Origin of the sequence: Streptomyces sp. NPDC052107 (genome assembly GCF_040680215.1) — a bacterium.
Classification (GTDB): domain Bacteria; phylum Actinomycetota; class Actinomycetes; order Streptomycetales; family Streptomycetaceae; genus Streptomyces.
Map to the genome: position 1 here is coordinate 305,271 of NZ_JBFAWG010000004.1, position 23,694 is coordinate 328,964.

General features: G+C 72.0%; 19 protein-coding genes and 1 pseudogene. 14 read left to right on the forward strand and 6 right to left on the reverse strand.

The genetic code is table 11. The annotated features are described in order from the left end of the window. Window positions 1–120 precede the first annotated feature (120 nt). The 3 genes and pseudogenes from AB0M27_RS06900 to AB0M27_RS06910 form a co-directional block, all read left to right on the forward strand. A pseudogene (locus AB0M27_RS06900) lies at window positions 121–3,238 on the forward strand (RHS repeat-associated core domain-containing protein); the annotation flags it as partial. Window positions 3,239–3,297: 59 nt separating this feature from the next. Beyond that, entirely contained in the window at window positions 3,298–3,693 is a 396-nt protein-coding gene (locus tag AB0M27_RS06905; protein WP_365718684.1) for a hypothetical protein, read from the forward strand. 334 nt (window positions 3,694–4,027) lie between these two features. Next, complete coding sequence (locus AB0M27_RS06910; RefSeq protein ID WP_365718686.1) at window positions 4,028–4,876, forward strand: GNAT family N-acetyltransferase; 849 nt, start codon at window positions 4,028–4,030, stop codon at window positions 4,874–4,876. 36 nt (window positions 4,877–4,912) lie between these two features. Here AB0M27_RS06910 and AB0M27_RS06915 read toward each other — a convergent pair whose 3' ends face one another. After that, on the reverse strand, window positions 4,913–5,950 hold the full coding sequence (locus AB0M27_RS06915) for a questin oxidase family protein (RefSeq protein WP_365718688.1): 1,038 nt from the start codon (window positions 5,948–5,950) through the stop codon (window positions 4,913–4,915). A 141-nt stretch (window positions 5,951–6,091) separates the two neighbouring features. Here AB0M27_RS06915 and AB0M27_RS06920 point away from each other — a divergent pair, with 141 nt between their 5' ends. Continuing rightward, the gene (locus AB0M27_RS06920) at window positions 6,092–6,622 is read left to right on the forward strand and encodes a GNAT family N-acetyltransferase (RefSeq protein WP_365718690.1); all 531 of its coding nucleotides are present in this window, start codon (window positions 6,092–6,094) and stop codon (window positions 6,620–6,622) included. An 87-nt stretch (window positions 6,623–6,709) separates the two neighbouring features. Beyond that, window positions 6,710–8,413: a proline--tRNA ligase gene (locus tag AB0M27_RS06925; RefSeq protein ID WP_365718692.1), complete on the forward strand. Its 1,704-nt coding sequence runs from the start codon at window positions 6,710–6,712 to the stop codon at window positions 8,411–8,413. An 18-nt stretch (window positions 8,414–8,431) separates the two neighbouring features. On the opposite strand, the gene AB0M27_RS06930 is transcribed toward AB0M27_RS06925, so the two are convergent. The 5 genes from AB0M27_RS06930 to AB0M27_RS06950 form a co-directional block, all read right to left on the reverse strand. Further along, window positions 8,432–8,821, reverse strand: coding sequence for a hypothetical protein (locus tag AB0M27_RS06930; protein ID WP_365718694.1), 390 nt, complete (start codon window positions 8,819–8,821; stop codon window positions 8,432–8,434). Next, window positions 8,773–9,030, reverse strand: a complete 258-nt coding sequence (locus tag AB0M27_RS06935) for a hypothetical protein (RefSeq protein WP_365718696.1) — start codon at window positions 9,028–9,030, stop codon at window positions 8,773–8,775. Before AB0M27_RS06935 ends, AB0M27_RS06930 begins: the two co-directional genes overlap by 49 nt. Window positions 9,031–9,105: 75 nt before the next feature. Continuing rightward, window positions 9,106–10,005 carry an aminoglycoside phosphotransferase family protein gene (locus AB0M27_RS06940; RefSeq protein WP_365718698.1) on the reverse strand — a complete coding sequence of 300 codons (900 nt, stop codon included), beginning with the start codon at window positions 10,003–10,005 and terminating at the stop codon, window positions 9,106–9,108. A gap of 52 nt (window positions 10,006–10,057) precedes the next feature. Continuing rightward, window positions 10,058–10,552, reverse strand: coding sequence for a ferritin-like domain-containing protein (locus AB0M27_RS06945; RefSeq protein ID WP_365718700.1), 495 nt, complete (start codon window positions 10,550–10,552; stop codon window positions 10,058–10,060). Next, entirely contained in the window at window positions 10,549–11,058 is a 510-nt protein-coding gene (locus AB0M27_RS06950; RefSeq protein ID WP_365718702.1) for a hypothetical protein, read from the reverse strand. The genes AB0M27_RS06945 and AB0M27_RS06950 overlap by 4 nt, the downstream gene beginning before the upstream one ends. A 331-nt stretch (window positions 11,059–11,389) precedes the next feature. Between AB0M27_RS06950 and rimP the strand changes: the two genes are divergently transcribed. The 9 genes from rimP (at window position 11,390) to AB0M27_RS06995 (ending at window position 23,692) form a co-directional block, all read left to right on the forward strand. Further along, the gene (gene rimP, locus AB0M27_RS06955; RefSeq protein ID WP_356306042.1) at window positions 11,390–11,908 is read left to right on the forward strand and encodes a ribosome maturation factor RimP; all 519 of its coding nucleotides are present in this window, start codon (window positions 11,390–11,392) and stop codon (window positions 11,906–11,908) included. 2 nt (window positions 11,909–11,910) lie between these two features. Beyond that, a complete protein-coding gene (gene nusA, locus AB0M27_RS06960; RefSeq protein ID WP_365718704.1) occupies window positions 11,911–12,897 on the forward strand; it encodes a transcription termination factor NusA in 987 nt (328 codons plus the stop codon). Window positions 12,898–13,037: 140 nt separating this feature from the next. Then, window positions 13,038–13,334: a YlxR family protein gene (locus tag AB0M27_RS06965; RefSeq protein WP_365718706.1), complete on the forward strand. Its 297-nt coding sequence runs from the start codon at window positions 13,038–13,040 to the stop codon at window positions 13,332–13,334. Between the two features lie 144 nt (window positions 13,335–13,478). Continuing rightward, entirely contained in the window at window positions 13,479–16,526 is a 3,048-nt protein-coding gene (gene infB, locus AB0M27_RS06970; protein ID WP_365718708.1) for a translation initiation factor IF-2, read from the forward strand. A gap of 234 nt (window positions 16,527–16,760) precedes the next feature. After that, the gene (locus AB0M27_RS06975; protein ID WP_365718710.1) at window positions 16,761–17,054 is read left to right on the forward strand and encodes a DUF503 domain-containing protein; all 294 of its coding nucleotides are present in this window, start codon (window positions 16,761–16,763) and stop codon (window positions 17,052–17,054) included. Window positions 17,055–17,095: 41 nt separating this feature from the next. Then, window positions 17,096–17,548, forward strand: coding sequence for a 30S ribosome-binding factor RbfA (gene rbfA, locus AB0M27_RS06980; protein ID WP_365718712.1), 453 nt, complete (start codon window positions 17,096–17,098; stop codon window positions 17,546–17,548). Further along, window positions 17,545–18,450, forward strand: coding sequence for a tRNA pseudouridine(55) synthase TruB (gene truB, locus AB0M27_RS06985; RefSeq protein WP_365718714.1), 906 nt, complete (start codon window positions 17,545–17,547; stop codon window positions 18,448–18,450). Before rbfA ends, truB begins: the two co-directional genes overlap by 4 nt. Before the next feature lie 297 nt (window positions 18,451–18,747). After that, complete coding sequence (locus AB0M27_RS06990) at window positions 18,748–22,578, forward strand: trypsin-like peptidase domain-containing protein (protein ID WP_365718716.1); 3,831 nt, start codon at window positions 18,748–18,750, stop codon at window positions 22,576–22,578. A gap of 166 nt (window positions 22,579–22,744) precedes the next feature. Then, complete coding sequence (locus AB0M27_RS06995; protein WP_365718718.1) at window positions 22,745–23,692, forward strand: bifunctional riboflavin kinase/FAD synthetase; 948 nt, start codon at window positions 22,745–22,747, stop codon at window positions 23,690–23,692. Window positions 23,693–23,694 lie beyond the last annotated feature (2 nt).

The window sequence follows — 23,694 nt, forward strand, 5'->3', positions numbered from 1 at the left end:
AGCAGACGGCTCCGCATTTCCAGACGCACAGCTCGGATCTCACCAAGGCGCTCACCAAGCTCAAGACGGCGCTCGCGGCGGCCGGTTCACCCTGGGGCGACGACAAGCAGGGCAAGGAGCCCCCGCTCGGGCCGGGTTTGGCACTTCGCCGACCAGGGCGAGGACAGGGCGGTCCTGGAGCAGGTAGACGACCGCAACGGCAACTGGCTGACCTTCGAGTACGACACCGAGGGCACGCCGCTGGCGATCGCGTCGTCGGCCGGTTACCGCCTGAAGATCACCACGTCCGGCGACCGGATCACCGCTCTGCACCTGGCGGGCGCGGCCCCGGACGGTGCGGACCAGGAGATCAAGCGGTACGGCTACTCCGCCGAGGGCCACCTGACGGATGTCATCAACTCCTCGGGCCTGCCCCTGCGTTTCGGCTATGACGAGCGCGGCCGGGTGGTGTCCTGGACGGACACGAACTACCGCAGTTACACCCACGACTACGACGGCCGGGACCGCTGCATCGCCGAGAGCGGCTCCCACGGCCACATGGCCCTGCGTCGACCCGGCGACCGGCCACCGCGTCACCACCACGGTGACGGGCGAGGGCCACACGCGCCGATACCTGATCAACAGCGGCAGCCAGGTCGTCACGGAGATCGACCCGCTGGGCTCGGCGACGCACTTCACCCGCGACCGCTACAACCGCCTGCTCTCCGTCACGGACCCGCTGGGCCACACGACGTCGTTCCGCTACGACGACGCGGGCAACCTGATCTCGGTCATCCGCCCGGACGGCCGCGAGGCGAGGGCGGAGTACAACGACCTAGGCCTGCCGGTGAAGGTGACCGGCACGGACGGCAACACCCACCGCCGTACGTACGACGAGCGGGGCAACCGGACGTCGATGACGGACCCGGCGTCCCAGGCGACCCGGTTTGCGTACAACGAGGCCGGCCACCTGACATCGATGACCGACCCGCTGGCCCACACGACGAGGGTGCTGTGCGATCGCGCGGGCCTGCCGATCGAGGTCACCGACCCACTCGGCGCGGTCACCCGCTACACACGGGACGCCTTCGGCCGCCCGATCGCGATCACGGGCCCGACCGCCGCGCCGACCCACCTGGAATGGACGGTGGAAGGCCAACTGGCGCGACGTACGGCCCCCGACGGCACGACCGAGTCGTGGACGTACGACGGCGAGGGCAACTGCACCAGCCACACAGACGCTTTGAGCGGTGTAACGCACTTCGAGTACACCCACTTCGACCTGCTGAGCGCCCGTACCGGCCCCGACGGTGTCCGCTACGAGTTCACCCATGACACCGATCTGCGCCTGACGAAGGTCACGAATCCCCAGGGCATGACCTGGGAGTACGCCTACGACCCAGCCGGCCGCCTGCTGCGGGAGAAGGACTTCGACGACCGCATGCTGACGTACGAGCACGACCTGGCCGGCCGCCTGGCCTCACGCCGGAACGCCCTCGGCGAGGTGACGTGCTACGAACGCGACGCTATGGGCCGGATCACCGCGAAGAACGTCGCAGGCGCCATCAGCACCTACGCCTACGACTTCACCGACAACCTGGCCCAGGCAACGGGCCCGGACGGCACGGCTCTCACGCTGCTGCGCGACCGCTACGGCAGACTGCACTCGGAAACGGTCAACGGCCGGACCGTGACGTACGCCTATGACGTCCTGGGCCGCCGTGTGGGACGCACCACACCGACAGGTGCCATTTCCACATGGTCGTACGACGCAGCGGGCAATCGTATCCAGCTGACCACCAACGGCCGCACGATCGACTTCTCCTACGACGCGGCTGGCCGGGAGCTGACCCGTCACATAAGCGAAACGATCACGCTGGAGAACACCTTCGACCTCCTGGGCCGCCTGAGCACCCAGGCGGTGACCGAGGCGGGGGGCAGCACGCTGCAACGCAGGGCGTACACCTACCGCGCCGACGGCAACGTAGTTGGTATCGAGGACTACCTCTCGGGCACCCGCCGCTTCGACCTGGACGCGACGGGCAGGGTGACAGCGGTCCACGCGACGGGTTGGACGGAGCGATACGCCTACGACGAGGCGGGCAACCAAACAGAGGCAAGCTGGCCGACGAACCACCCGGGTGCGGAGGCAACGGGCCCACGCGCCTATACGGGCACCCGCATCACCCGAGCCGGTAACGTCCGCTACGAACACGACGCCCTGGGCCGCGTCACGCTCCGGCAGAAGACCCGTCTGTCGAGGAAGCCGGACACCTGGCGCTACGAATGGGACGCCGAGGACCGCCTGACATCGGTGACAACCCCGGACGGCACCCGCTGGTGCTACACCTACGACCCCTTGGGCCGCCGCACGGCCAAACTCCGCCTGGCGGAAGACGGCGAAACGGTCGTGGAAAGGGTGGACTTCACCTGGGACGGCACAACGCTGTGCGAACAAACCACCACCTCCAGGGCTCTCCCCAACCCCGTCACTCTCACGTGGGACCACCAGGGCCTCCGTCCCTTGGCCCAATCGGAGCGCATAGTGGCGCCGGATGCCCCGCAGGGTGAAATCGACTCCCGGTTCTTCGCCATAGTCACCGACCTCGTGGGCACCCCCAGCGAACTCATAGACGAACAGGGCGACATAGCCTGGCGCACCCGCAGCACTCTGTGGGGCACAACGGCGTGGGCAACGGGCAGCAGCGCCTACACCCCGCTGCGCTTCCCAGGCCAGTACTACGACCCGGAAACCGGCCTCCGCTACAACTACTTCCGTCACTACGACCCCGAGACGGCGCACTACTTCGCGGCCGACCCGCTCGGGCTCGCACCCGCCCCGAGCCCCACCGCCTACGTCCACAACCCACACATGTGGTGTGACCCGCTGGGCCTGGCTCCGGAGTACAACAAGAAGCCGAAGCGCCCACCGGAGATAACTGTCGGAAAGGATCCCGACGGCAACATACCTTTCGACAGTTTTGAGCAGGCAAGAAACAAGGCTCTCGATATCATGGGGGAAATCGACCCGCATACGAGACAGCCCTACATAAGCAGACTGGAGAACTCTGCAGCACATGGCGAGGTTGTGGGATTCGAAACGCGGGTCAACGGCGAATGGAAGCAATTCCGTATCGACTATGACCCCGCCAAGGGGCCGCACATCAATGTGGCCATCGGAAAGGGTGAGGCTCGCTATGCAGTACGGTGGAACGGAACGGAAGCGGACATGCTTCGAATCCTGAAGAGGAACACATAGTGGGTAACCGTCACCCATACGGTAGCGGCAGGGCGCGACTCGATGATCTTCTGAGAGGTATGGAGCCAGAAGAGCGGCAGAATGTGCTGATTCTTGAGAAAGGGGAAAGCGATACTTTCGAGGCATGCAGCCTGAACAGGTTTCCTCACTCTGCCTGGGAGGGCATCGACTGGGAGGCGGCCGATTTCCTGGACCAGGAGTACACCTCTGGAGAACGCGAGGCGGCTGAGTTGATGCGCGGCTGGCTGACGCGCGCCACCTCGCCGACATCCCTCTTGGTTATTTTCTGGGGCAACGCCGTTGTTCCGACCGTCGCTCTGCCTGCAGAAGAGACGAAGAGGCATGCCGAGGAAATCTTGTACACCAGTGCGGATGTGTGGCTGTTTTCCGTTGATGACCATATCTTGATCGAATACACTCACGATGGACGCCTGACATTGGCCGCGGTCAAATGAGGCGACGTTCATGGTGAAGTTCACATCGGCGTCGCCAGGGACCTGGCGCTCCTGGTCCGTGACGGCCGGATGATCGGCTGGAGCCTCGCCGACCCCGCCGGGGGGATGTGCTGTACGAAGTCGTCAGCCGACTGATCGAGGACAACGAGCTCTGATGCCGGAGTCGCCGGGGAAGCGCCCCCTGCCCGGCGAGGGCGGAGCAGATCCGAGCTGCCGGGGCGGGAGAAGCCCGGCCTGGACGTCGTCCGGCTGAGCCGTCCTCACCCGGAAGCGCTCCTTAAACGCTCGGGGTACAGTGCCACGACCAGCAGAACCCCAGGGTGAGGCCCCGCACGTGTTGACCCAGACCACCTCACGGGTGCTCGAACCGAGCGACCTTGACGCCGCGCTCGCCGTCCTCGACCGCGATCCGGTCGCGAACGCCTTCGTGACCTCGCGGGTGCAGGTCGCCGGCCTCGACCCGTGGCGCCTGGGCGGCGAGATGTGGGGCTGGTACGAGGACGGCATGCTCACGTCCCTGTGCTATGCGGGCGCCAACCTGGTCCCGGTCTGCGCCACCCCGCGTGCCGTCCGCGCCTTCGCGGACCGGGCGAGAAGGGCCGGCCGCCGCTGCTCCTCGATCGTCGGCCCCGCCGAATCCACGGCCGCGCTGTGGCGCCTGCTGGAACCCCACTGGGGCCCCGCCCGCGAGGTCCGCGCCCACCAGCCCCTGATGGTCACCGACCGGCTGCCTGCCGACATCGCCCCGGACCCCTATGTCCGCCGCGTCCGCAAGGACGAGATGGAGACGATCATGCCGGCCTGCGTGGCGATGTTCACCGAGGAGGTCGGCGTATCGCCGCTGGCGGGTGACGGCGGCCTGCTCTACCAAGCGCGCGTCGCCGAACTCGTCGGCTCCGGCCGCTCCTTCGCCCGCCTCGACGAGCACGGCAAGGTCGTCTTCAAGGCGGAGATCGGCGCGGCGACCCGCCATGCCTGCCAGATCCAGGGCGTCTGGGTGGCCCCCGAGTACCGGGGGAGGGGCCTGGCGGCCCCCGGCATGGCGGCCGTCCTGCGCTATGCCCTCGCCGACGCGGCCCCGGTCGTCAGCCTGTACGTGAACGACTTCAACACGGCGGCGCGGCGGACGTACCACCGGGTGGGATTCCAAGAGGCGGGCGCGTTCATGAGCGTCCTGTTCTGAAGATCGCGGCAGTCCACGGCAGTCCACAGCCCTCCATCAGTACGGCTCGATCAGCCCCGCCGCCCGGACCACCGCCGCGAGCGCCTCGGGACGTCCCGTGCGCCGGTGCACGTCGAGGCAGGTGTCGGCGAGCTTGATGACGTGCTCGTCCCCGTGCCGCGCGGCGAGATCGAACACCTCCTCCACCGATTCCGGGGCCGTCGGCAGGCTGTCCTCGGGCGCCGGTGCGGCGGGGCGATAGGCCGCGGTGACCGCCGCACTCGCGGTCCACGCCGCGTGCAGACTCGGTACCCAGTGGGACCGGGGGAGCGCCGGGAGGGTCCGCAGTACCGCCATGGGCGCGGTCGCCGCGTGCACCAGCATGACGGCCGAGCCGTGCGCGTTGGGGAGATAGTGCAGCGCGGCGGCGGACGTCACGTCGGCCAGCAGCTCGCGTGCCTGTTCCGCGTTCGCGGCGGGCCTGAGCGCGGCCAGCGCCGTGGACCAGCCGGCCAGCTCGGACAGCTGGCCGAGCCGGTGGTTGATGCCCGCGCTCTGGTCCGGTACCGGGGGCACCCCGGCGAGGGCGGACGCGGGGCCGGCGGCCCCGGACGGCGGGACGGCGGTGACCGGCTGCCAGCGCGCCGCCCAATAGCCGAGCGCCTGCCCCAGCTCGGTCAGCCGCGGACCGTCCTCGTGGTCGAGCAGGACCCGCACCGCGTGGCCGGTACGGATCACCCCGTGGGTGGCGCCGGCCGCGATGCCGGGCAGCAGCCTCGGCCACCACGTCTCCAGCACCGCGCGCCAGGGCTGCTCCCGCACCTCGCGCTCGAAGTACGCGAGCCAGTCACCGAGCCGGCGCGGGTCCCCCAGCGCCGTACGCCACCCGTCGGCGGTCACCGGCGACGTCCCGCGCGGCAGTTCGTCCAGCCGGCCGATGTAGCGGTCCAGCCAGCGGTGCACCTGATCTCCCTGCCCGTGCCTGACCAGTGCCTCCACGGCCATGGGGCCGTGGTTGCTCAGCCAGCCCTCGAACTCCGGCCCGCTGTGGTGCAGTCGTTCGTACGCCTCGTCGAGACTGCTGTCGATGCTCATGACATCCGACCGTAATCAGCACCCGCCGTCCGGTCATCGGCCGCCGGATCGAGCCGGGCCCGTGCGCCGGTCCTAGGCCCCCCGTCACACCCCGCCCGGGACGGAAAAACGCCGGCCGCGGCTTCCGGGTACGCTCCCGCCATGGACCTCGTGATCGGCCCCCTGGACCTCGCTGCCCGTGTCGACGAGGCCCTCGCCGTCCAGGCCGTGGCCTTCGGACTGGGCCCCGACGAGGTCGCCGTGCGCCGGCAGATCGTCCAGCGTCACATGCAGTTCCCGGGCGCGCGGGCGCTCGGCGCGACCGTCGGCGGGCACCTCGTCGGCTTCGTCTACGGCATGCCCAACTCCCGCACCCACTGGTGGTCCACCGTCGTGGAGCCGTACCTCCGCGCGACCGGCAACGACTTCTGGCTGGACGACTCCTTCGTGATCACGGAGCTGCACGTCCACCCCGGCCATCAGAACCGGGGCATCGGCCGCCGCCTGATCACCATGATCACCGACACCGCCGACGAACCCCGCTCGATCCTCTCCGCGATCGACACCGAGAGCCCCGCCCGCGGCCTGTACTTCTCCCTCGGCTATGTCGACCTGGCCCGCCGGGTCCACTTCCCGAGCGCGCCGAAGCCGTACGCGGTGATGGGGGCCCACCTGCCCCTGCGCCGCAGATGAAGCCGGGGCGTATCCGATTTCCACCGGCATGGCCCGCCCGGCTAACCTCCTATGCCATCACCCTTACCCGGCAGGAGTACGAGAACCATGGCGAACGCACCGGTCCAGCGCATGTCCCAGTTGATGGCGAAGACGCTGCGCGACGACCCGGCGGACGCCGAGGTCCTCAGCCACAAGCTCCTCGTCCGCGCCGGCTATGTCCGCCGCACGGCCGCCGGCATCTGGAGCTGGCTGCCCCTCGGCATGAAGGTCCTCTCCAACGTCGAGCGGATCGTCCGCGAGGAGATGGACGCCATCGGCGCCCAGGAGGTCTCCCTCCCCGCCCTGCTGCCCCGCGAGCCCTACGAGGCGACCGGCCGCTGGGACGAGTACGGCCAGGAGCTGTTCCGCCTGAAGGACCGCAAGGGCGGCGACTACCTCCTCGGCCCCACCCACGAGGAGATCTTCACCCTTCTGGTCAAGGACCAGTGCACGTCCTACAAGGACCTGCCGGTGATCCTGTACCAGATCCAGACCAAGTTCCGTGACGAGGCCCGCCCCCGCGCCGGTATCCTGCGCGGCCGCGAGTTCCTGATGAAGGACTCGTACTCCTTCGACCTGGAGGACGAGGGGCTCGCGAAGTCGTACGCCCTGCACCGCGAGGCCTACCAGCGCGTCTTCGAGCGCCTCGGCCTCGACTACCGCATCTGCGCCGCCACCGCCGGCGCGATGGGCGGCTCGAAGTCGGAGGAGTTCCTTGCCCCGGCCGAGGCCGGCGAGGACACCTTCGCGGACTGCCCGAACTGTGACTTCGCCGCCAACACGGAGGCGATCACGTACGCGCTCAAGCCGGTCGACGCCTCGGACGTGCCCGCGCTGGAGGAGATCCCCACCCCGGACACCCCGACCATCGAGACCCTGGCCGCCTCCCTCGGCGTCCCCGCCTCCGCCACGCTGAAGAACCTGCTGGTGAAGGTGGACGGCGAGATCGTCGCCGTCGGCGTCCCCGGCGACCGCGAAGTGGACCTGGACAAGGTCGAGGCGCACTTCGCCCCGGCCGTCGTCGAGATGGTCACCGAGGCGGACTTCGCCGGCCGTCCCGACCTGGTCCGCGGCTACGTCGGTCCGCAGGGCCTGGGCGAGAAGGTCACGTACATCGCCGACCCGCGCGTGGCCCCCGGCACCTCCTGGATCACCGGTGCCAACAAGGAGCACACGCACGCCAAGAACGTCGTCGCCGGCCGTGACTTCGAGGTGGACACGTACGTGGACGTCGTGGTCGTGCAGGAGGGCGACCCCTGCCCGAAGTGCGGCACCGGCCTGAAGCTGGACCGCGCCATCGAGATCGGCCACATCTTCCAGCTGGGCCGCAAGTACACCGACGCCCTCAAGCTCGACGTCCTCGGCCAGAACGGCAAGCCGGTCCGCGTCACCATGGGCTCCTACGGCATCGGCGTCTCCCGCGCGGTCGCGGCCATCGCCGAGCAGAGCGCCGACGACAAGGGCCTGGTGTGGCCCAAGGAGGTCGCCCCGGCCGATGTGCACGTGGTCGCCGCCGGCAAGGCCCTGCAGACCGAGCTGGCCCTCGACGTCGCCGAGAAGCTGGCCGCCGCGGGCGTCCGGGTCCTGGTCGACGACCGGGCCGGTGTCTCCCCGGGCGTGAAGTTCACCGACGCCGAGCTGATCGGCGTCCCGCAGATCCTGGTCGCCGGCCGCCGCTCCGGCGAGGGCGTCCTGGAACTGAAGGACCGCAAGACCGGCGAGCGCGAGGAACTGACGGTCGAGGACGCTATCGCCCGCCTCACGGTCTGACGACGGTGAGGGCGGCGGTCACATGTGTGGGCGCCGCCACCCCTGCCGGGAGAGCGTCCAGTACTCCCGGCTTCCGGAGGTGACGGAGAAGACGGCGCCGTAGCGGGCGCGTGCCTCGGCGACGGCGGTCCCGCCGGGCTCCAGACCGCACCGCCTCTCCGGAGCGGGCGAGGGACACGGCCTGGGTTCCCGGACGCGCCACGCCGGGTCCCACCGGTCGTCCCGCTCGACCGTGAACGACGGATCGTCGAGCTCCGGCCTGGACTGGCGCGGCCCGTCGGCCTGCCGGCCCTTGTCCCGCTGGTACTCCAGGGCGTACCGGAGCCCGCCGACCCCGCCGGTGTCCGGGCCGCCGCCCGTCAGGCCGCCCAGTCGCCGAAGTGCGCCCGGCCGCAGAAGTCGCTGCACCGCAGCAGCACGGGCTCCCGCGAGGGACGCGCGGCGAAGGCCGCCATCCCCTCACGAATGGCCCGTTCGGCCCCTGCCCGCTGGTGCCGCGCCGCCGCCGAGGTCGCCAGGCGGTGGCGTTCGCCGGCGTCCGGCTCCGCGGCGGAGCAGCCTGCCACCGGCAGCCCGGCCGCCGCCATGAGCAGCCCCCTGCGCCATGTCGTTCGCATGCGGCGAGTCTGTCCGGCGCCCGGCCCAGCCGGCACAGGCCCACCACCCATGGGCCCGAGTACGCCTACCCACGCCTACAGCCAGCTCGCGAACTCCAGCAGCAGTTCGGCGTCCTTCTCACGGCCGACGCGCCGCGCCCGCACCCCCGACTCCACCGCCCGGAACAGCGTCCAGCCCCGCAGCCGCTCCTGGTCCACCTCCAGCGACTCCGCGAGCCGTTTGATCCGGCGGCGGGTCGTCGCCGGGCCGGACGGAGCGGCGATCAGGTCCTCCACCCGGTCCCGCACCAACCGCGCCAGGTCGAACGCGCACTCGCCGAGCACCGGATCGGGGCCCACCGCGAGCCACGGCATGCGCTCCCCGGCCAGCACCTTGCTCTGCCGGAACGTACCGTGCAGCAACTGGTGTTCAGGTGGCGCCGCCAACAGCTCCTCGCGGACCGCGAGCGCCGCGTCGACCAGCGGCGCCACCTCGGGGTCGGCCTCCGCGCCCGCCCGCATCGCCGCCGCCTGGCGCCCCGTGCGCTCGGCGACGGTCTCGAAGGCGCGGCCGGCCGGCGGCTCGACCCACAGCCGCCGCAGCGTGCCCGCGGCCTCCAGCAGCGCCTTCGCCTCCGGCAGCGACCGCACGGACACGTCCGGGTGCAGCCGCTCCAGCAGCAGCACACCGTCCTCCGCGTCGGCTTCCAGCAGTTGTACGGCGCCCAGCCCGTCCCAGTGCGCCAGCGCCGCCCGCTCGCTCTCCGGGCGGGCCCGGGGCGGGGCCAGCTTCAGCACGGCCGGGGTGCCGTCGGCCCGCCGCACCAGCACCACGAGGCTGCTGCGCCCGCCCGGCACCTGAACCCGCTCCACGGTCAACTCGCGCCTGGCAACGGCCTGTTCGGCGATCGTGGGCAGCCGAGCGAGCCAGTCGTCCCCGGCCGGTGCCGTCTCACCGAGCGCCCGTACCAGGCGCGGCGGCGGTTCGAAAGCCATGCGCGAGTCGTTTCCTTCCAGTCCGGGTCCTGTCGTACGGGCGCCTACGGGGTCACGGGGACACCGAGGCGGAGGCAGACGGTGTCGTCCCGGCCGCACCGGTCCCTTCGCCGGAGGACCGCTCGGCGAGCCCAGGGAAGGCTACGCTCTCCCCGCTCCAGCGCACCGCGCGCACCGCGGCCTCCCGCAGCGCGGCGGCGGCCGATGCGCGCCGCCCGCCCGTCGCCGCCCGCACCAGGTCCGCGTAGACGCCCGCCACCCGATCCTCCAGCCGGGCGGCGAGCCGCACGGCTGTTGCCGAGCCCCGCACCGGGAACGGCAGCGCGTACGCGGCGTTCGCGGCGACCGGCTGCCCGCCCAGGTCGCGGACCTCGCGGGTCAGCGCGTCCCGGCGCGCCCGGTGGGCGTCGTACGCCGCCCGCGCCTCGGTCCGGCGCGGCGCGCCGATCCGGCCGCCGACGACACCGTAGCCGTACACCGCCGCGTGCTCCGCCGCCAGCGCCGCCTGCAGCGCGCTCAGTTCGGCCGACTTCGCTTCGTCGCTCACTTCGCCCCCTCCGTCAGCAGGTACGCGTGCGTGGCCCCGGCCGCCGCCACCGACGCCAGCAGCCGCGCCAGCTCGCCCGGCACCTCCAGCAGGGCCTTGGCGCGCCGGTCGGCGAGGGCGCGCTCGGCGCTGGCCAGGTCGGCGAGGGCGTCCTTCTCGGTGGCCGGGACAGCCGGATCGGCGGACGGGGATGCCGAGGACTTCGCGGGCGTGGGCGTCGTACCGTCCCCGAAGGCGTCGGCGTGGGCCGCCACCTGCGCGCGCAGCGGGCCCAGTCGCTCCGCCAGGCCGGGGTGTGCGGCGAGCGCGGCGTCGTACCGGGCGAGCAGCTCCCGGCTGTCCCGGGCCGCACGCGCGCGTGCCCGTTCCGTCACCGACGAACCACCGCCGCCGCCGGAGTCCGGATCAGCCGAACACCCAGCCAACAGGGCGGCCCCGGCGGCCGAGACGAGCAGGGTTCTTCTGCGCGGCCCCGAGGGGGCGCGCAAGGGTGGGGGGTACGGCACGGCTGACGTCCTCGGGGAGCTCGTACGAACACACGGGCGGGAAGGCCGCCCCGCCGTGATCACGGTACCCGCGCATCCACTTGCCTGATGTCACCGGCTCAATGGACCCCCCCCAAGGGGCGCGGGGCTGTATCGATATGCGGCTCCGCCGCGTGGGCGCGACCAGCCCTCCACGACCCGCAATCGCCAACGAACAATGGCCCCCCGAGCTGGAAGGCGCCCGCCCCCACCGCCGGAGGCACACGCACGCAACAGTGCCCGCGACCGGATACCCTTTGACCAGACACGCGACCCATCCCACAACAGCACACGCGGCCGAGGAGTCACCCGGATGAGCACCACCCAGAGCGAGAGGCTGCGAGAGCTGCTGGAACCGCTCGTCACCTCCCAGGGGCTGGATCTCGAAGAGATCGCCGTGGACTCCGTCGGACGCAAGCGGGTGCTGCGCGTGGTCGTCGACTCCGACACCGGAGCTGATCTGGATGCCATCGCCGATGTGAGCCGTGCGCTCTCGGCGAAGCTCGACGAGACCAACGCGATGGGCGACGCGGCGTACGACCTGGAGGTCGGAACCCCCGGCGCGGAGCGCCTCCTCACCGAGCACCGGCACTTCGTGCGCGCCACCGACCGGCTCGTGAAGTTCCAGCTGACCGAGGGCGGCGAGCTGGTCGCCAGGATCCTGAAGGTCGACGACGAGGGTCTGGACGTCGAGGTTCCCGGGGTCAAGGGCCGTAAGGCCACCAGCCGCAGGCTCGGTTTCCCGGAGATCGCCAAGGCGCGCGTGCAGGTCGAGTTCAACCGCAAGGACGACAAGGTCGAGAAGGACCTGAAGGAAGAGGAGGAGGCGTAGCCGTGGACATCGACATGAGTGCCCTGCGGGGCTTGGTTCGGGAGAAGGAGATCTCCTTCGATCTGCTGGTCGAGGCGATCGAGTCGGCCCTCCTCATCGCCTACCACCGCACCGAGGGAAGCCGCCGACACGCGCGCGTGGAGCTCAACCGGGAGACCGGGCATGTGACCGTGTGGGCGAAGGAGGACCCCGAGGACCTGGAAGAGGGGCAGGAGCCCCGCGAGTTCGACGACACCCCGTCGGGCTTCGGGCGGATCGCCGCCACCACCGCCAAGCAGGTCATCCTGCAGCGGCTGCGGGACGCCGAGGACGACGCGACGCTCGGCGAGTACGCCGGCCGCGAGGGCGACATCGTCACCGGCGTGGTCCAGCAGGGCCGCGACCCGAAGAACGTGCTGGTCGACATCGGCAAGCTGGAGGCCATCCTGCCGGTGCAGGAGCAGGTGCCGGGCGAGACCTACCCGCACGGCATGCGCCTTCGGTCGTACGTCGTCCGGGTGGCCAAGGGCGTCCGCGGACCGTCGGTCACCCTCTCCCGTACGCACCCCAGCCTGGTGAAGAAGCTCTTCGCCCTGGAGGTGCCGGAGATCGCCGACGGCTCGGTGGAGATCGCCGCGATCGCCCGTGAGGCCGGTCACCGCACCAAGATCGCCGTACGGTCCACCCGTTCGGGCCTGAACGCCAAGGGCGCCTGCATCGGCCCGATGGGCGGCCGGGTGCGCAATGTGATGGGCGAGCTGAACGGCGAGAAGATCGACATCGTCGACTGGTCGGACGACCCGGCCGAGATGGTGGCGAACGCCCTGTCACCCGCTCGGGTGAGCAAGGTGGAGGTCGTCGACCTCGCCTCCCGCTCCGCCCGGGTCACCGTGCCGGACTACCAGCTGTCGCTCGCGATCGGCAAGGAGGGGCAGAACGCCCGCCTCGCCGCCCGCCTCACCGGCTGGCGGATCGACATCCGGCCCGACACCGAACAGGCAGCCGAGTAACGCCGGGTAACGACCGACAACGCCGAGCGACCGGGCGGCTCCGGGAATAGATCCAAGCCGCAGGTCGCTTGGTTTACGACAACAACCGTTCGATCTTTCCCCCGGAGGGGTGAGGTCGCTACGGGGAGGTAGACTTAACCGTGTCTGGCCGGACGCACGCCCGAGCATGCCCTGAGCGCACCTGTGTGGGGTGCCGGGAGCGGGCGGCCAAGGACGATCTGCTGCGGATCGTGAAGATCGAGGGCGCATGCGCCCCCGATCCTCGCGGTACGCTGCCCGGCCGGGGTGCCTATGTACACCCCGCACTGGTCTGTCTCGACCAGGCGGTACGCCGCCGGGCGTTCCCGCGGGCACTGCGCGCCCCGGGGCCGCTCGACACAAAGGCGTTGCGCCGATACGTCGAGCAGACAACAGTTGCCGAGCAGGCAACACCGTAAGACGTGCCGTACGGAACCCCGTGCGGCCTGGTACCTCGCGAGTCGAAAGCAGGTCGAGATTGCGATGAGCACTCGATGAGTACGCGATGAGTACGCCCATGAACTAGCGACGGTCCGGCTTCACCCGGACCTCAAAGGAGCGAAGTGGCTAAGGTCCGGGTTTACGAACTCGCCAAGGAGTTCGGAGTTGAGAGCAAGGTCGTCATGGCCAAGCTCCAGGAGCTCGGTGAGTTCGTCCGTTCGGCGTCTTCGACCATCGAAGCGCCCGTAGTACGCAAGCTGACTGACGCCTTCCAGGGCGGTGGCAACGGCAAGTCCGCCGCGAAGTCCGCCCCGCGCAAGGCTGCCCCCAGGCCCGCCGCGCCCTCTCCGGCGCAGGCGGCGCGTCCGGCTGCCCCGAGGCCGGCAGCCCCCAAGCCTCCGACGGCGCCCGCTGCCCCGCAGCCGGCCGCCTCGGCGCCCGCCCCGGCCCCCGGCCCGCGTCCGGTGCCCGGTCCGAAGCCCGCGCCGCGTCCGGCTCCGGCAGCCCCGGAGTTCACCGCTCCGCCGGCCGCCCAGGCTCCGCAGGCTCCGGCCGCGCAGGGTCCGCGTCCCGGCGCCCGTCCGGGTGCCCCGAAGCCCGGTGGCCGTCCCGGCGGTCCCGGCCAGGGCCAGGCGGCCCGTCCCGGCCAGGGCCAGCGCCCCGGTGGCCAGGCCCCGCGTCCGGGTGCCCGTCCGGCCGGTCCGCGTCCGGGTAACAACCCCTTCACCTCCGGTGGCTCCACCGGCATGGCCCGTCCGCAGGCTCCGCGCCCGCAGGGCGGCCCGCGTCCGGGTGGTCCCGGTGCTCCCGGTGCCGGCCCCCGTCCGCAGGCGCCCGGCGCCCAGGGCGGCGGTCCGCGTCCGCAGGCTCCCGGCGGTGCCCGTCCGTCGCCGTCCGGCATGCCCCGCCCGCAGGGCGGTCCGCGTCCCGGCCCGGCCGGTCCGCGTCCGAACCCCGGCATGATGCCGCAGCGTCCCGCTGCCGGCCCGCGTCCCGGCCCCGGTGGCGGCGGGCGCGGCCCGGCCGGTGCCGGTCGTCCCGGTGGCGGCGGCGGTCGTCCCGGTGGCGGCGGCTTCGCCGGTCGTCCCGGTGGCGGTGGCGGCGGCGCCCGTCCGGGTGGCGGCGGCGGCTTCGCCGGTCGTCCCGGTGGCGGTGGCGGCGGCTTCGGCGGCGGTCCCGGTGGTGGCGGCGGTGGCCGTCCCGGCTTCGGCGGCCGTCCCGGCGGTCCCGGTGGCCGCGGTGGCACGCAGGGCGCCTTCGGCCGTCCCGGCGGTCCGGCGCGTCGTGGCCGCAAGTCGAAGCGGCAGCGTCGCCAGGAGTACGAGGCCATGCAGGCCCCGAGCGTCGGCGGCGTGATGCTGCCGCGCGGCAACGGCGAGACGATCCGTCTCTCCCGCGGCGCGTCGCTCACCGACTTCGCGGAGAAGATCAACGCCAACCCGGCGTCCCTCGTCGCGGTCATGATGAACCTCGGCGAGATGGTCACCGCGACGCAGTCCGTCTCCGACGAGACCCTGCAGCTCCTCGCCGACGAGATGAACTACGCGGTTCAGATCGTCAGCCCGGAGGAGGAGGACCGCGAGCTGCTCGAGTCCTTCGACATCGAGTTCGGCGAGGACGAGGGCGACGAGGAGGACCTGGTGGTCCGTCCGCCGGTCGTCACCGTCATGGGTCACGTCGACCACGGTAAGACCCGCCTGCTCGACGCCATCCGCAAGACGAACGTCATCGCGGGCGAGGCCGGTGGCATCACCCAGCACATCGGTGCCTACCAGGTCGCGACCGAGGTCAACGACGAAGAGCGCAAGATCACCTTCATCGACACCCCGGGTCACGAGGCGTTCACCGCCATGCGTGCGCGTGGTGCGAAGTCGACCGACATCGCGATCCTGGTCGTCGCGGCCAACGACGGCGTCATGCCGCAGACGGTCGAGGCGCTCAACCACGCCAAGGCGGCCGACGTGCCGATCGTGGTCGCGGTCAACAAGATCGACGTCGAGGGTGCCGACCCGACCAAGGTGCGCGGTCAGCTGACCGAGTACGGCCTGGTGGCCGAGGAGTACGGCGGCGACACGATGTTCGTCGACATCTCCGCCAAGCAGGGTCTGCACATCGACTCGCTGCTGGAGGCCGTGATCCTCACGGCCGACGCCTCGCTCGACCTGCGGGCCAACCCGGCCCAGGACGCGCAGGGCATCTCGATCGAGTCCCGTCTCGACCGTGGCCGTGGTGCCGTGGCGACGGTCCTCGTCCAGCGAGGCACGCTGCGGGTCGGCGACACGATGGTGGTGGGCGACGCCTACGGCCGCGTCCGCGCCATGCTCGACGACAACGGCAACAACGTCGCCGAGGCCGGCCCGTCGACGCCGGTCCAGGTCCTGGGCCTGACCAACGTCCCGGGTGCGGGTGACAACTTCCTGGTGGTCGACGAGGACCGTACGGCCCGTCAGATCGCCGAGAAGCGCGCCGCCCGTGAGCGCAACGCGGCCTTCGCCAAGCGCACGCGCCGCGTGTCCCTGGAGGACCTGGACAAGGTGCTCAAGGCCGGCGAGGTCCAGCAGCTGAACCTGATCATCAAGGGTGACGCTTCTGGTTCGGTCGAGGCCCTGGAGTCCTCCCTGCTCCAGCTGGACGTCGGCGAAGAGGTCGACATCCGCGTCCTGCACCGCGGCGTCGGTGCGGTCACGGAGTCCGACATCGACCTGGCGATGGGCTCCGACGCCATCGTGATCGGCTTCAACGTCCGTGCGGCCGGCCGCGCGGCGCAGATGGCCGAGCGCGAGGGTGTGGACGTCCGGTACTACTCGGTCATCTACCAGGCGATCGAGGAGATCGAGGCGGCCCTCAAGGGCATGCTCAAGCCGGAGTACGAGGAGGTCGAGCTCGGTACGGCGGAGATCCGCGAGGTCTTCAAGTCGTCCAAGCTGGGCAACATCGCCGGTGTCCTCATCCGCTCCGGCGAGGTGCGCCGCAACACCAAGGCCCGCCTCATCCGCGACGGCAAGGTGGTCGCGGAGAACCTCAACATCGAGGGTCTGCGTCGCTTCAAGGACGACGTCACCGAGATCCGCGAAGGCTTCGAGGGTGGTATCAACCTCGGAAACTTCAACGACATCAAGGTCGACGACGTCATCGCGACGTACGAGATGCGGGAGAAGCCGCGGGTGTAATGGCCGACGGTTCGTGAAGCTGGCCGACGGGACCGGGGTTCCGTCGGCCAGCGCCCCTTTTCCCCACCTGGCCATCCGACTCGGTCGGCTGAACGGCCGGGGTCCGGGGCGAAGCCCCCGGGCGGCGCCGCAGCCGACGGTGACCAGGAAACTCGGTCGAGCCACCGACGGCCAGGCGGTAACGTGGCTCCCAGGCCATCGATCCCGTACCGGCGGGTAAACCCGGCACACAACATGTACGTGGGGACTCTGTCCTTCGACCTCCTCCTCGGCGACGTCCACTCGCTGAAGGAGAAGCGCTCCGTCGTCCGCCCGATCGTCGCCGAACTGCAGCGGAAGTACGCGGTGAGCGCGGCGGAGGTGGACCACGTGGACCTCCACCGGCGAGCGGTCATCGGCCTCGCCATGGTCTCCGGCGACGCGGCCCACCTCACCGACGTACTGGATCGGTGCGAACGGCTGGTCGCGGGCCGCCCCGAGGTCGAGCTGCTGTCCGTACGACGGCGCTTCCATGGCGAAGACGACTGACCACAGAACGCAAGAAGAAACAAGGAACGGGAGACGGACCAGTGGCCGACAACGCGCGGGCGAAAAGGCTGGCGGACCTCATCCGGGAGGTGGTGGCCCAGAAGCTGCAGCGCGGGATCAAGGACCCGCGGCTCGGCTCGCACGTCACCATCACGGACACCCGGGTCACGGGTGACCTGCGGGAGGCGACCGTCTTCTACACGGTCTACGGCGACGACGAGGAGCGGAAGGCCGCCGCGGCGGGCCTGGAGAGCGCCAAGGGCATCCTGCGCTCCGAGGTGGGCCGCGCGGCCGGTGTGAAGTTCACGCCGACCCTGACCTTCGTCGCGGACGCACTGCCGGACACCGCCCGGACCATCGAGGACCTCCTCGACAAGGCGCGGCAGTCCGACGAGAAGGTGCGCGAGGCGGCCACCGGCGCCACGTACGCCGGCGGCGCGGACCCGTACAGGAAGCCGTCCGAGGACGACACGGACGGCGACGCCGCAGAATGACCCAGAAGCACACCACGCCCGACGGCCTCGTCATCGTCGACAAACCGTCGGGCTTCACTTCGCACGACGTGGTCGCCAAGATGCGCGGTATCGCCCGGACCCGCCGGGTCGGCCACGCCGGCACCCTCGACCCGATGGCGACCGGCGTCCTGGTCCTCGGTGTCGAGCGCGCCACGAAGCTCCTCGGGCATCTCGCCCTCACGGAGAAGGAGTACCTGGGCACCATCCGCCTGGGCCAGAACACGCTCACCGACGACGCCGAGGGCGAGGTCACCTCGTCCACCGACGCGTCCAAGGTGACCCGGGACGCCATCGACGCCGGCATCGCCAAGCTGACCGGCGACATCATGCAGGTGCCGTCCAAGGTCAGCGCCATCAAGATCGACGGTGTGCGGTCGTACAAGCGGGCCCGCGAGGGCGAGGACTTCGAGATCCCCGCCCGCCCGGTGACCGTCTCCTCCTTCACGGTGTACGACGTCCGGGACGCCGTGACCGACGACGGGACCCAGGTCCTCGACCTGATCGTCTCCGTCGTCTGCTCCTCCGGCACCTACATCCGCGCCCTCGCCCGTGACCTGGGCGCCGGCCTCGGCGTCGGCGGCCACCTCACCGCGCTGCGCCGCACGCGCGTCGGGCCGTACAAGATCGATACGGCGAAAACGCTGGACCAGCTCCAGCAGGAGCTCACGGTGATGCCGATCGCGGACGCCGCCGCGGCCGCGTTCCCGCGCTGGCAGGTGGACGCCCGGCGCGCCCGGCTGCTGCTGAACGGGGTCCGGCTGGAGATGCCCGGCGAGTACGCGGGCGCCGGTCCCGTCGCCGTCTTCGACGCCGAGGGCCGCTTCCTCGCGCTCGTCGAACATCACAAGGGCAAGGCGAAGAGCCTGGCCGTCTTCGGCTGAGACATCAGCCGAGACACCCGCCAGGGGTGTCACCCATGCGCGTCGCCCGTGGAGCGGCGGCCGGCCACGGGGCGAGCCCCTGCCGCCGCTCCACGGTCCCCCCTCGGTTCCCCCACCTCTAGGGTTATCCAACGGCTCCCGCCAATTCACCCGACCGTGCAGGCGCTCGGAGTGAACCGGGGGAGCGGAAGGGGGCGCGTTCGCCACGTGATCTGTCCCGCCGATCATTGCGCGCCTACCGTCGACAACAGCGCGACGGCAGACAGTGCGCGTGAGCTCGGGCGGGGAGGTACGGCCATGGCGGGACGGGGCCCGCGCACCGGAAGCGGTGGCCGGTCGGCGGCGGACGGTGGGCGCGAGAGGGCGGACGGCTACCGCCGGGGACGGCGGAACCGTACGGACGACGGGGGCGCCGCAGGTACTACCGGTTACACCACTGGCACCACGCGCGTCGGTGCCACCACAGGCCTCTCCAGCCCCACAGCAGGCCCCTCGAAGCCCCCAGGCACCCCGGGCACGCATCCCGGCGGCCCGATCCCCGACCCCGCCCTCGTCCAGATCCGTGACCTCGCCGGGCGTTCCCGGGGCGTCGGCTTCCTCGCCGATCACCAGGGGACCCTGCTCACCAGCCACGAGACGGTCGACGGCCTGCCCCGGCTCGTGCTGCGGGTCGCCGGCGGCGACCGCACCTGTGTGGTCGCCGCCGACGCCGTCACCCCGCTGCCCGAGCGGGACCTGGCCCTCGTCCGCACCGAGGGCCTGGGGCTCGACCCGCTGCCGCTGTCCGTACGGGAACGGATCGACGCCGGAACCTATGTACGGATCCCCGCCGGCTGCTGGCGGGAGGCGCGGGTACTGGCCGCCACCGAGGTGACGTACACCGCCACCGACCGCTTCCACCTCCTGCAGGAGGCGCTGGAGCTGGCGATCGGCACCGCCGGCCGGGACGCGCTGCGGCTGGGCGGCGGGGCGGCCGGGGGACCGGTGCTCGACACGGAGACCGGCGCGGTGATCGGCGTCCTCGGCACCGCCCTGCACTCCGCGCAGCGCGACACGGGCTTCGCGGTGCCGCTCCGGCCCGCCGCCGGCCCCCTCGGCGAACTGCTCGCCCGCAACGCGGCCACCGTGCCCACCTACGGCGGCGACCTCAACCTGGCCGGCATTCTGCAGCTGACCGCCACCTCGGTCGGCCAGGACGGCCCGCAGGGCTTTCTCGCCGGCGCTGTGGAACCGGTCGAACGCCACGGTGTCGCACGGGAGTTGGCCGCCTTCACGGACGGCGAGGGGGCCGTGCTCGGGCTCGTCGGCGCGCCCGGCAGCGGCCGTACGACGGCACTGGCGGCCCTCGCCGCCCGCCGGGCCCGTGGCGAGCGGCCCGCCCCGGCGCTGTGGTTGCGCGGCGCCGACCTGGAGGATGCCGACGACTCCGTGGCCGACGCGGCCCGCCGCACCCTGGAACGGGCCGCCAGGATCGTCGCCGCCGCCCGCTGCGTCCACCCGGAATCCCTCGGGGACCTCAGCCCCGAACGCCTGGCCCGCCTGGCCGCCCGGGCCGGCCGCCCGCTCCTGCTCCTCCTGGACGGCCCCGAGGAGATGCCCCCCGTCCTCGCCCACCGCCTTCCCGACTGGACCAGGGGAACGGCCGCCTGGCTGCGCCGGACCGGGGCCCGGCTGGTGGTGGCCTGCCGGGAGGAGTACTGGGAACGAGCGGGAGCGGAATTCCCCGCCGACCTGCTGCACGCGCCGACGCCTTCCACAGCTCCCGGCGCCGCGAGTGCGGCCTCCGCCGCTCCAACCGGTCCCACGGCACTCGCTGCCCCGGTCGCCGTCCACGGTTCCGCGACGCCCGCGGCCACCACCATCACCGTAGGCACGCTGCCAAGCAGACAAACCACCAGCACCACATCCCCCACCCCCCTCCCACCCTGCCTGCACCTCCCCGACCTGACGGAGGACGAGGCCCGCCTGGCCCGCGCCCGCTACGGGCTGCCGGACGGCGTCCTCGCCGACCGCGACGCCCGGCACCCGCTCACCCTCCGGCTGCTGTCCGAGGTACGGGCCGCCGTCCCGGACGTCCGGGACGGCGCCGGACCCGTCGACCGGCACGAGGTGTTCGCCGCCCACCTGGACCTGATGTGCCTGCGGATCGCGGTCCGGCTCGCCGCGGACAGCGGCCTGCGCGGCACAGCCGTACGCCGGCTCGCCGCTCGTGTGGCCGGGCAGGTGCACGAGGCCGCCCGGCGGAGCCTCGGCCCCGGGCAGGGCGAGCTGGACCGGGCGTCGTTCGAGGCGGTGTTCCCCTGGGGGCCCGCGCCGGCCCGGCTCGGCGGCGGAACGGGATGGGCGTCCGCCGTACTGACCGAGGGCCTGCTCGTCCCGGCCGGCCGGGGCTACCGCTTCGCGCACGAGGAACTGGCCGACTGGATCCAGGGCATGCACCTGGACCTCGACGAGGCCCTGCGCGCCCTGGTCCACCGCCCCCGCACCGACCGCGAAACCGCTCCCGTACCGGTGCCGCACCACCGCGTCGGCCCCGTCGTGCAGGCTCTGCTGCTCCTCGCCCGGCAGCAGGGAGACCACCAACTCACCGCCAGACTGCGGGACTTGGCGGACACCCTGGACCGCGACCCCGGCTCCTGGTGGGCCGCCCGGCTGCTGGCCCGGACCCTGCTGCAGGTCCCGGACGCGACGCCGTACACCGAGGTGCTGCGGCTGCTGGCCGACCGGATCGTCGCCTGGCGCCGCGCGCAGCGGCCCGTGCCGGCCGAGTTCGGTCCCGGCTTCTGGACCGAACTGCCGGTCTGTGACTCCGAGCGGCTCGATCTGCTGCGCCGGCTCGTGCTGGCCGACCAGGCGCCCCCGGAGGCCGGCGAGCGCTACCTGGACGCCGTCGCCCGGCTGCTCGCGGCCGCGCCCGCCGTCGTACAGCCGCGGCTGACCTGCTGGTTCGACGACGAACGGCCGCTGCCCGCGACCCCGCACGCCACCGTCGCGACCGCCGCGCAGGCGCTGCTGCACACCCACCGGCACGGCGCGCTGGACGACCTCACCGAGATCCTGGTGGCCAGTGCGCACCGGCGTGCCGGCGAACTGCTCGCGACCCTCGCCGAGGACGAGCCGTCGGCCGTCTGCCGGGCGGTCGACCGCTGGGCGCACGACGAGCGCCCCGCCCGCCGGGTCGCGGCCGTGGCCCACGGCCTGCGCGCGGCCCCGCACGTGCGTACGGAGGCCGACCGCGAGCTGCTGCGCTACGCCGCGCTCGCCCTGCTGGCCCGTCCCGCCGACTGCGCCCTGCACGGCGGCGCCCTCGCCCTGCTGGTCCGCGACCCGCACACCCGCGACCGGCACCTGGCCGCGGCCCTGCGGCACTTCGCCGACGGCGATCCGCAGGTCCCGCCGAGCGCCCTGGCTCCCGCCCTGACCACCCACCCCGAACCGGTCCTGGAGGCCTTCCGCACCCGGCTGCGCGGCCCGCACCCGGGAGAGCCGCTGCACAACGTGAGGGAGGCGCCGCACAACGTGGGGGAGACGTTGCGGATCCTCACCGATGTCACCACCCCGGCCCTGGCCCGCCGCGTCGCGCCCCTGCTGCAGGAGACGGCACGGCTGCACCCGCAGACCGCCGGACCCCTCGCCACCCACGTCGACCGCCGCCTCGCCCAGGGCCCCTCCGCCCGCCCCGTCCTGCTGCCCCTGGTCACCGGCCTGCTCGACGGCGCACCCGAACTGCTCCGTGCCGCACTCGCCACCGTCCTCGCCGCCGCCGGCACCCCCGCCTCCCGCCCGCTGCGCCGCGAGCTGCTGGAGCTGCTGCTCGCCCGGGAACAGGAACCGTCCGTGCTGGACGCCGTACTGCACGCGGCGGCCGAGCACGGTGACGGCTACGACGACGGCCGGGAGGAGGAGGCCCGCGGGCTCGTCCACCGCACCGGTCTGCTCCTCGTCCGCACCCCGGAGGGGGCCACCCGCTTCGACCGCGGCCTGGTCGACCTGGGCCGGCACGTGCCCGGTTTCGCCGCGCAAATGGCCGGCTGGCTGGCCGCCGCCCCGGAGGACTGGGCCGCCGTCGTGGGCCCCAGCACCCGCCGCATGCTCGAGAACCTCTCCGGCGTCCGCGTACCGGCATGAGCGGCGCCGGAAAGGGACGGAGTGAGCGGCGCCGGAGGGATCGCCGGGAACGTGCGCCCGGTCACAGCCCCGATACCGATGCGGGTCCGGGGCACCCGGCATGGCACCCTTAGACCTGCGCAAGTCTTAGGCGTCGATATGGACACGGGTTCGAGGAGCGGTCACAGTGCAGCGCTGGCGTGGCTTGGAGGACATCCCCCAGGACTGGGGGCGCAGCGTCGTCACCATCGGTTCCTACGACGGCGTCCACCGCGGCCACCAGCTGATCATCAGGCACGCCGTCGACCGCGCCCGCGAGCTGGGCGTCCCGGCCGTCGTGGTCACCTTCGACCCGCACCCCAGCGAGGTGGTCCGCCCCGGCAGCCACCCGCCGCTGCTCGCCCCGCACCATCGCCGCGCCGAGCTGATGGCGGACCTGGGCGTCGACGCGGTCCTGATCCTCCCCTTCACCACCGAGTTCTCGAAGCTCTCGCCCGCCGATTTCGTGGTGAAGGTCCTGGTGGACAAGCTGCACGCGAAGGCGGTCGTGGAGGGTCCGAACTTCCGCTTCGGCCACAAGGCCGCCGGCAACGTGGAGTTCCTCGCGGAGCAGGGCAAGATCTACGACTACGAGGTCGAGGTCGTCGACCTGTACGTCACCGGCGAGGCGGGCGGCGGACAGCCGTTCTCCTCGACCCTGACCCGCCGCCTGGTCGCCGAGGGCGACGTCGAGGGCGCCCGCGAGATCCTGGGCCGCCCGCACCGGGTGGAGGGCGTGGTCGTCCGCGGCGCCCAGCGCGGCCGCGAACTGGGCTTCCCGACGGCCAACGTCGAGACGCTCCCGCACACCGCCATCCCCGCCGACGGCGTGTACGCCGGCTATCTGCACGTCGAGGGCGAGGCCATGCCGGCCGCGATCTCCGTCGGGACGAACCCGCAGTTCGACGGCACCGAACGCACGGTGGAGGCGTACGCCATCGACCGCGTCGGCCTCGACCTGTACGGCCTGCACGTCGCCGTCGACTTCCTCGCCTACGTGCGCGGCCAGGCGAAGTTCGAGTCGCTGGAGGCCCTGCTGGAGCAGATGGCCGCGGATGTCAAGCGGTGCCGGGAGATCGTGGCCGCGGAGGAGTAGGT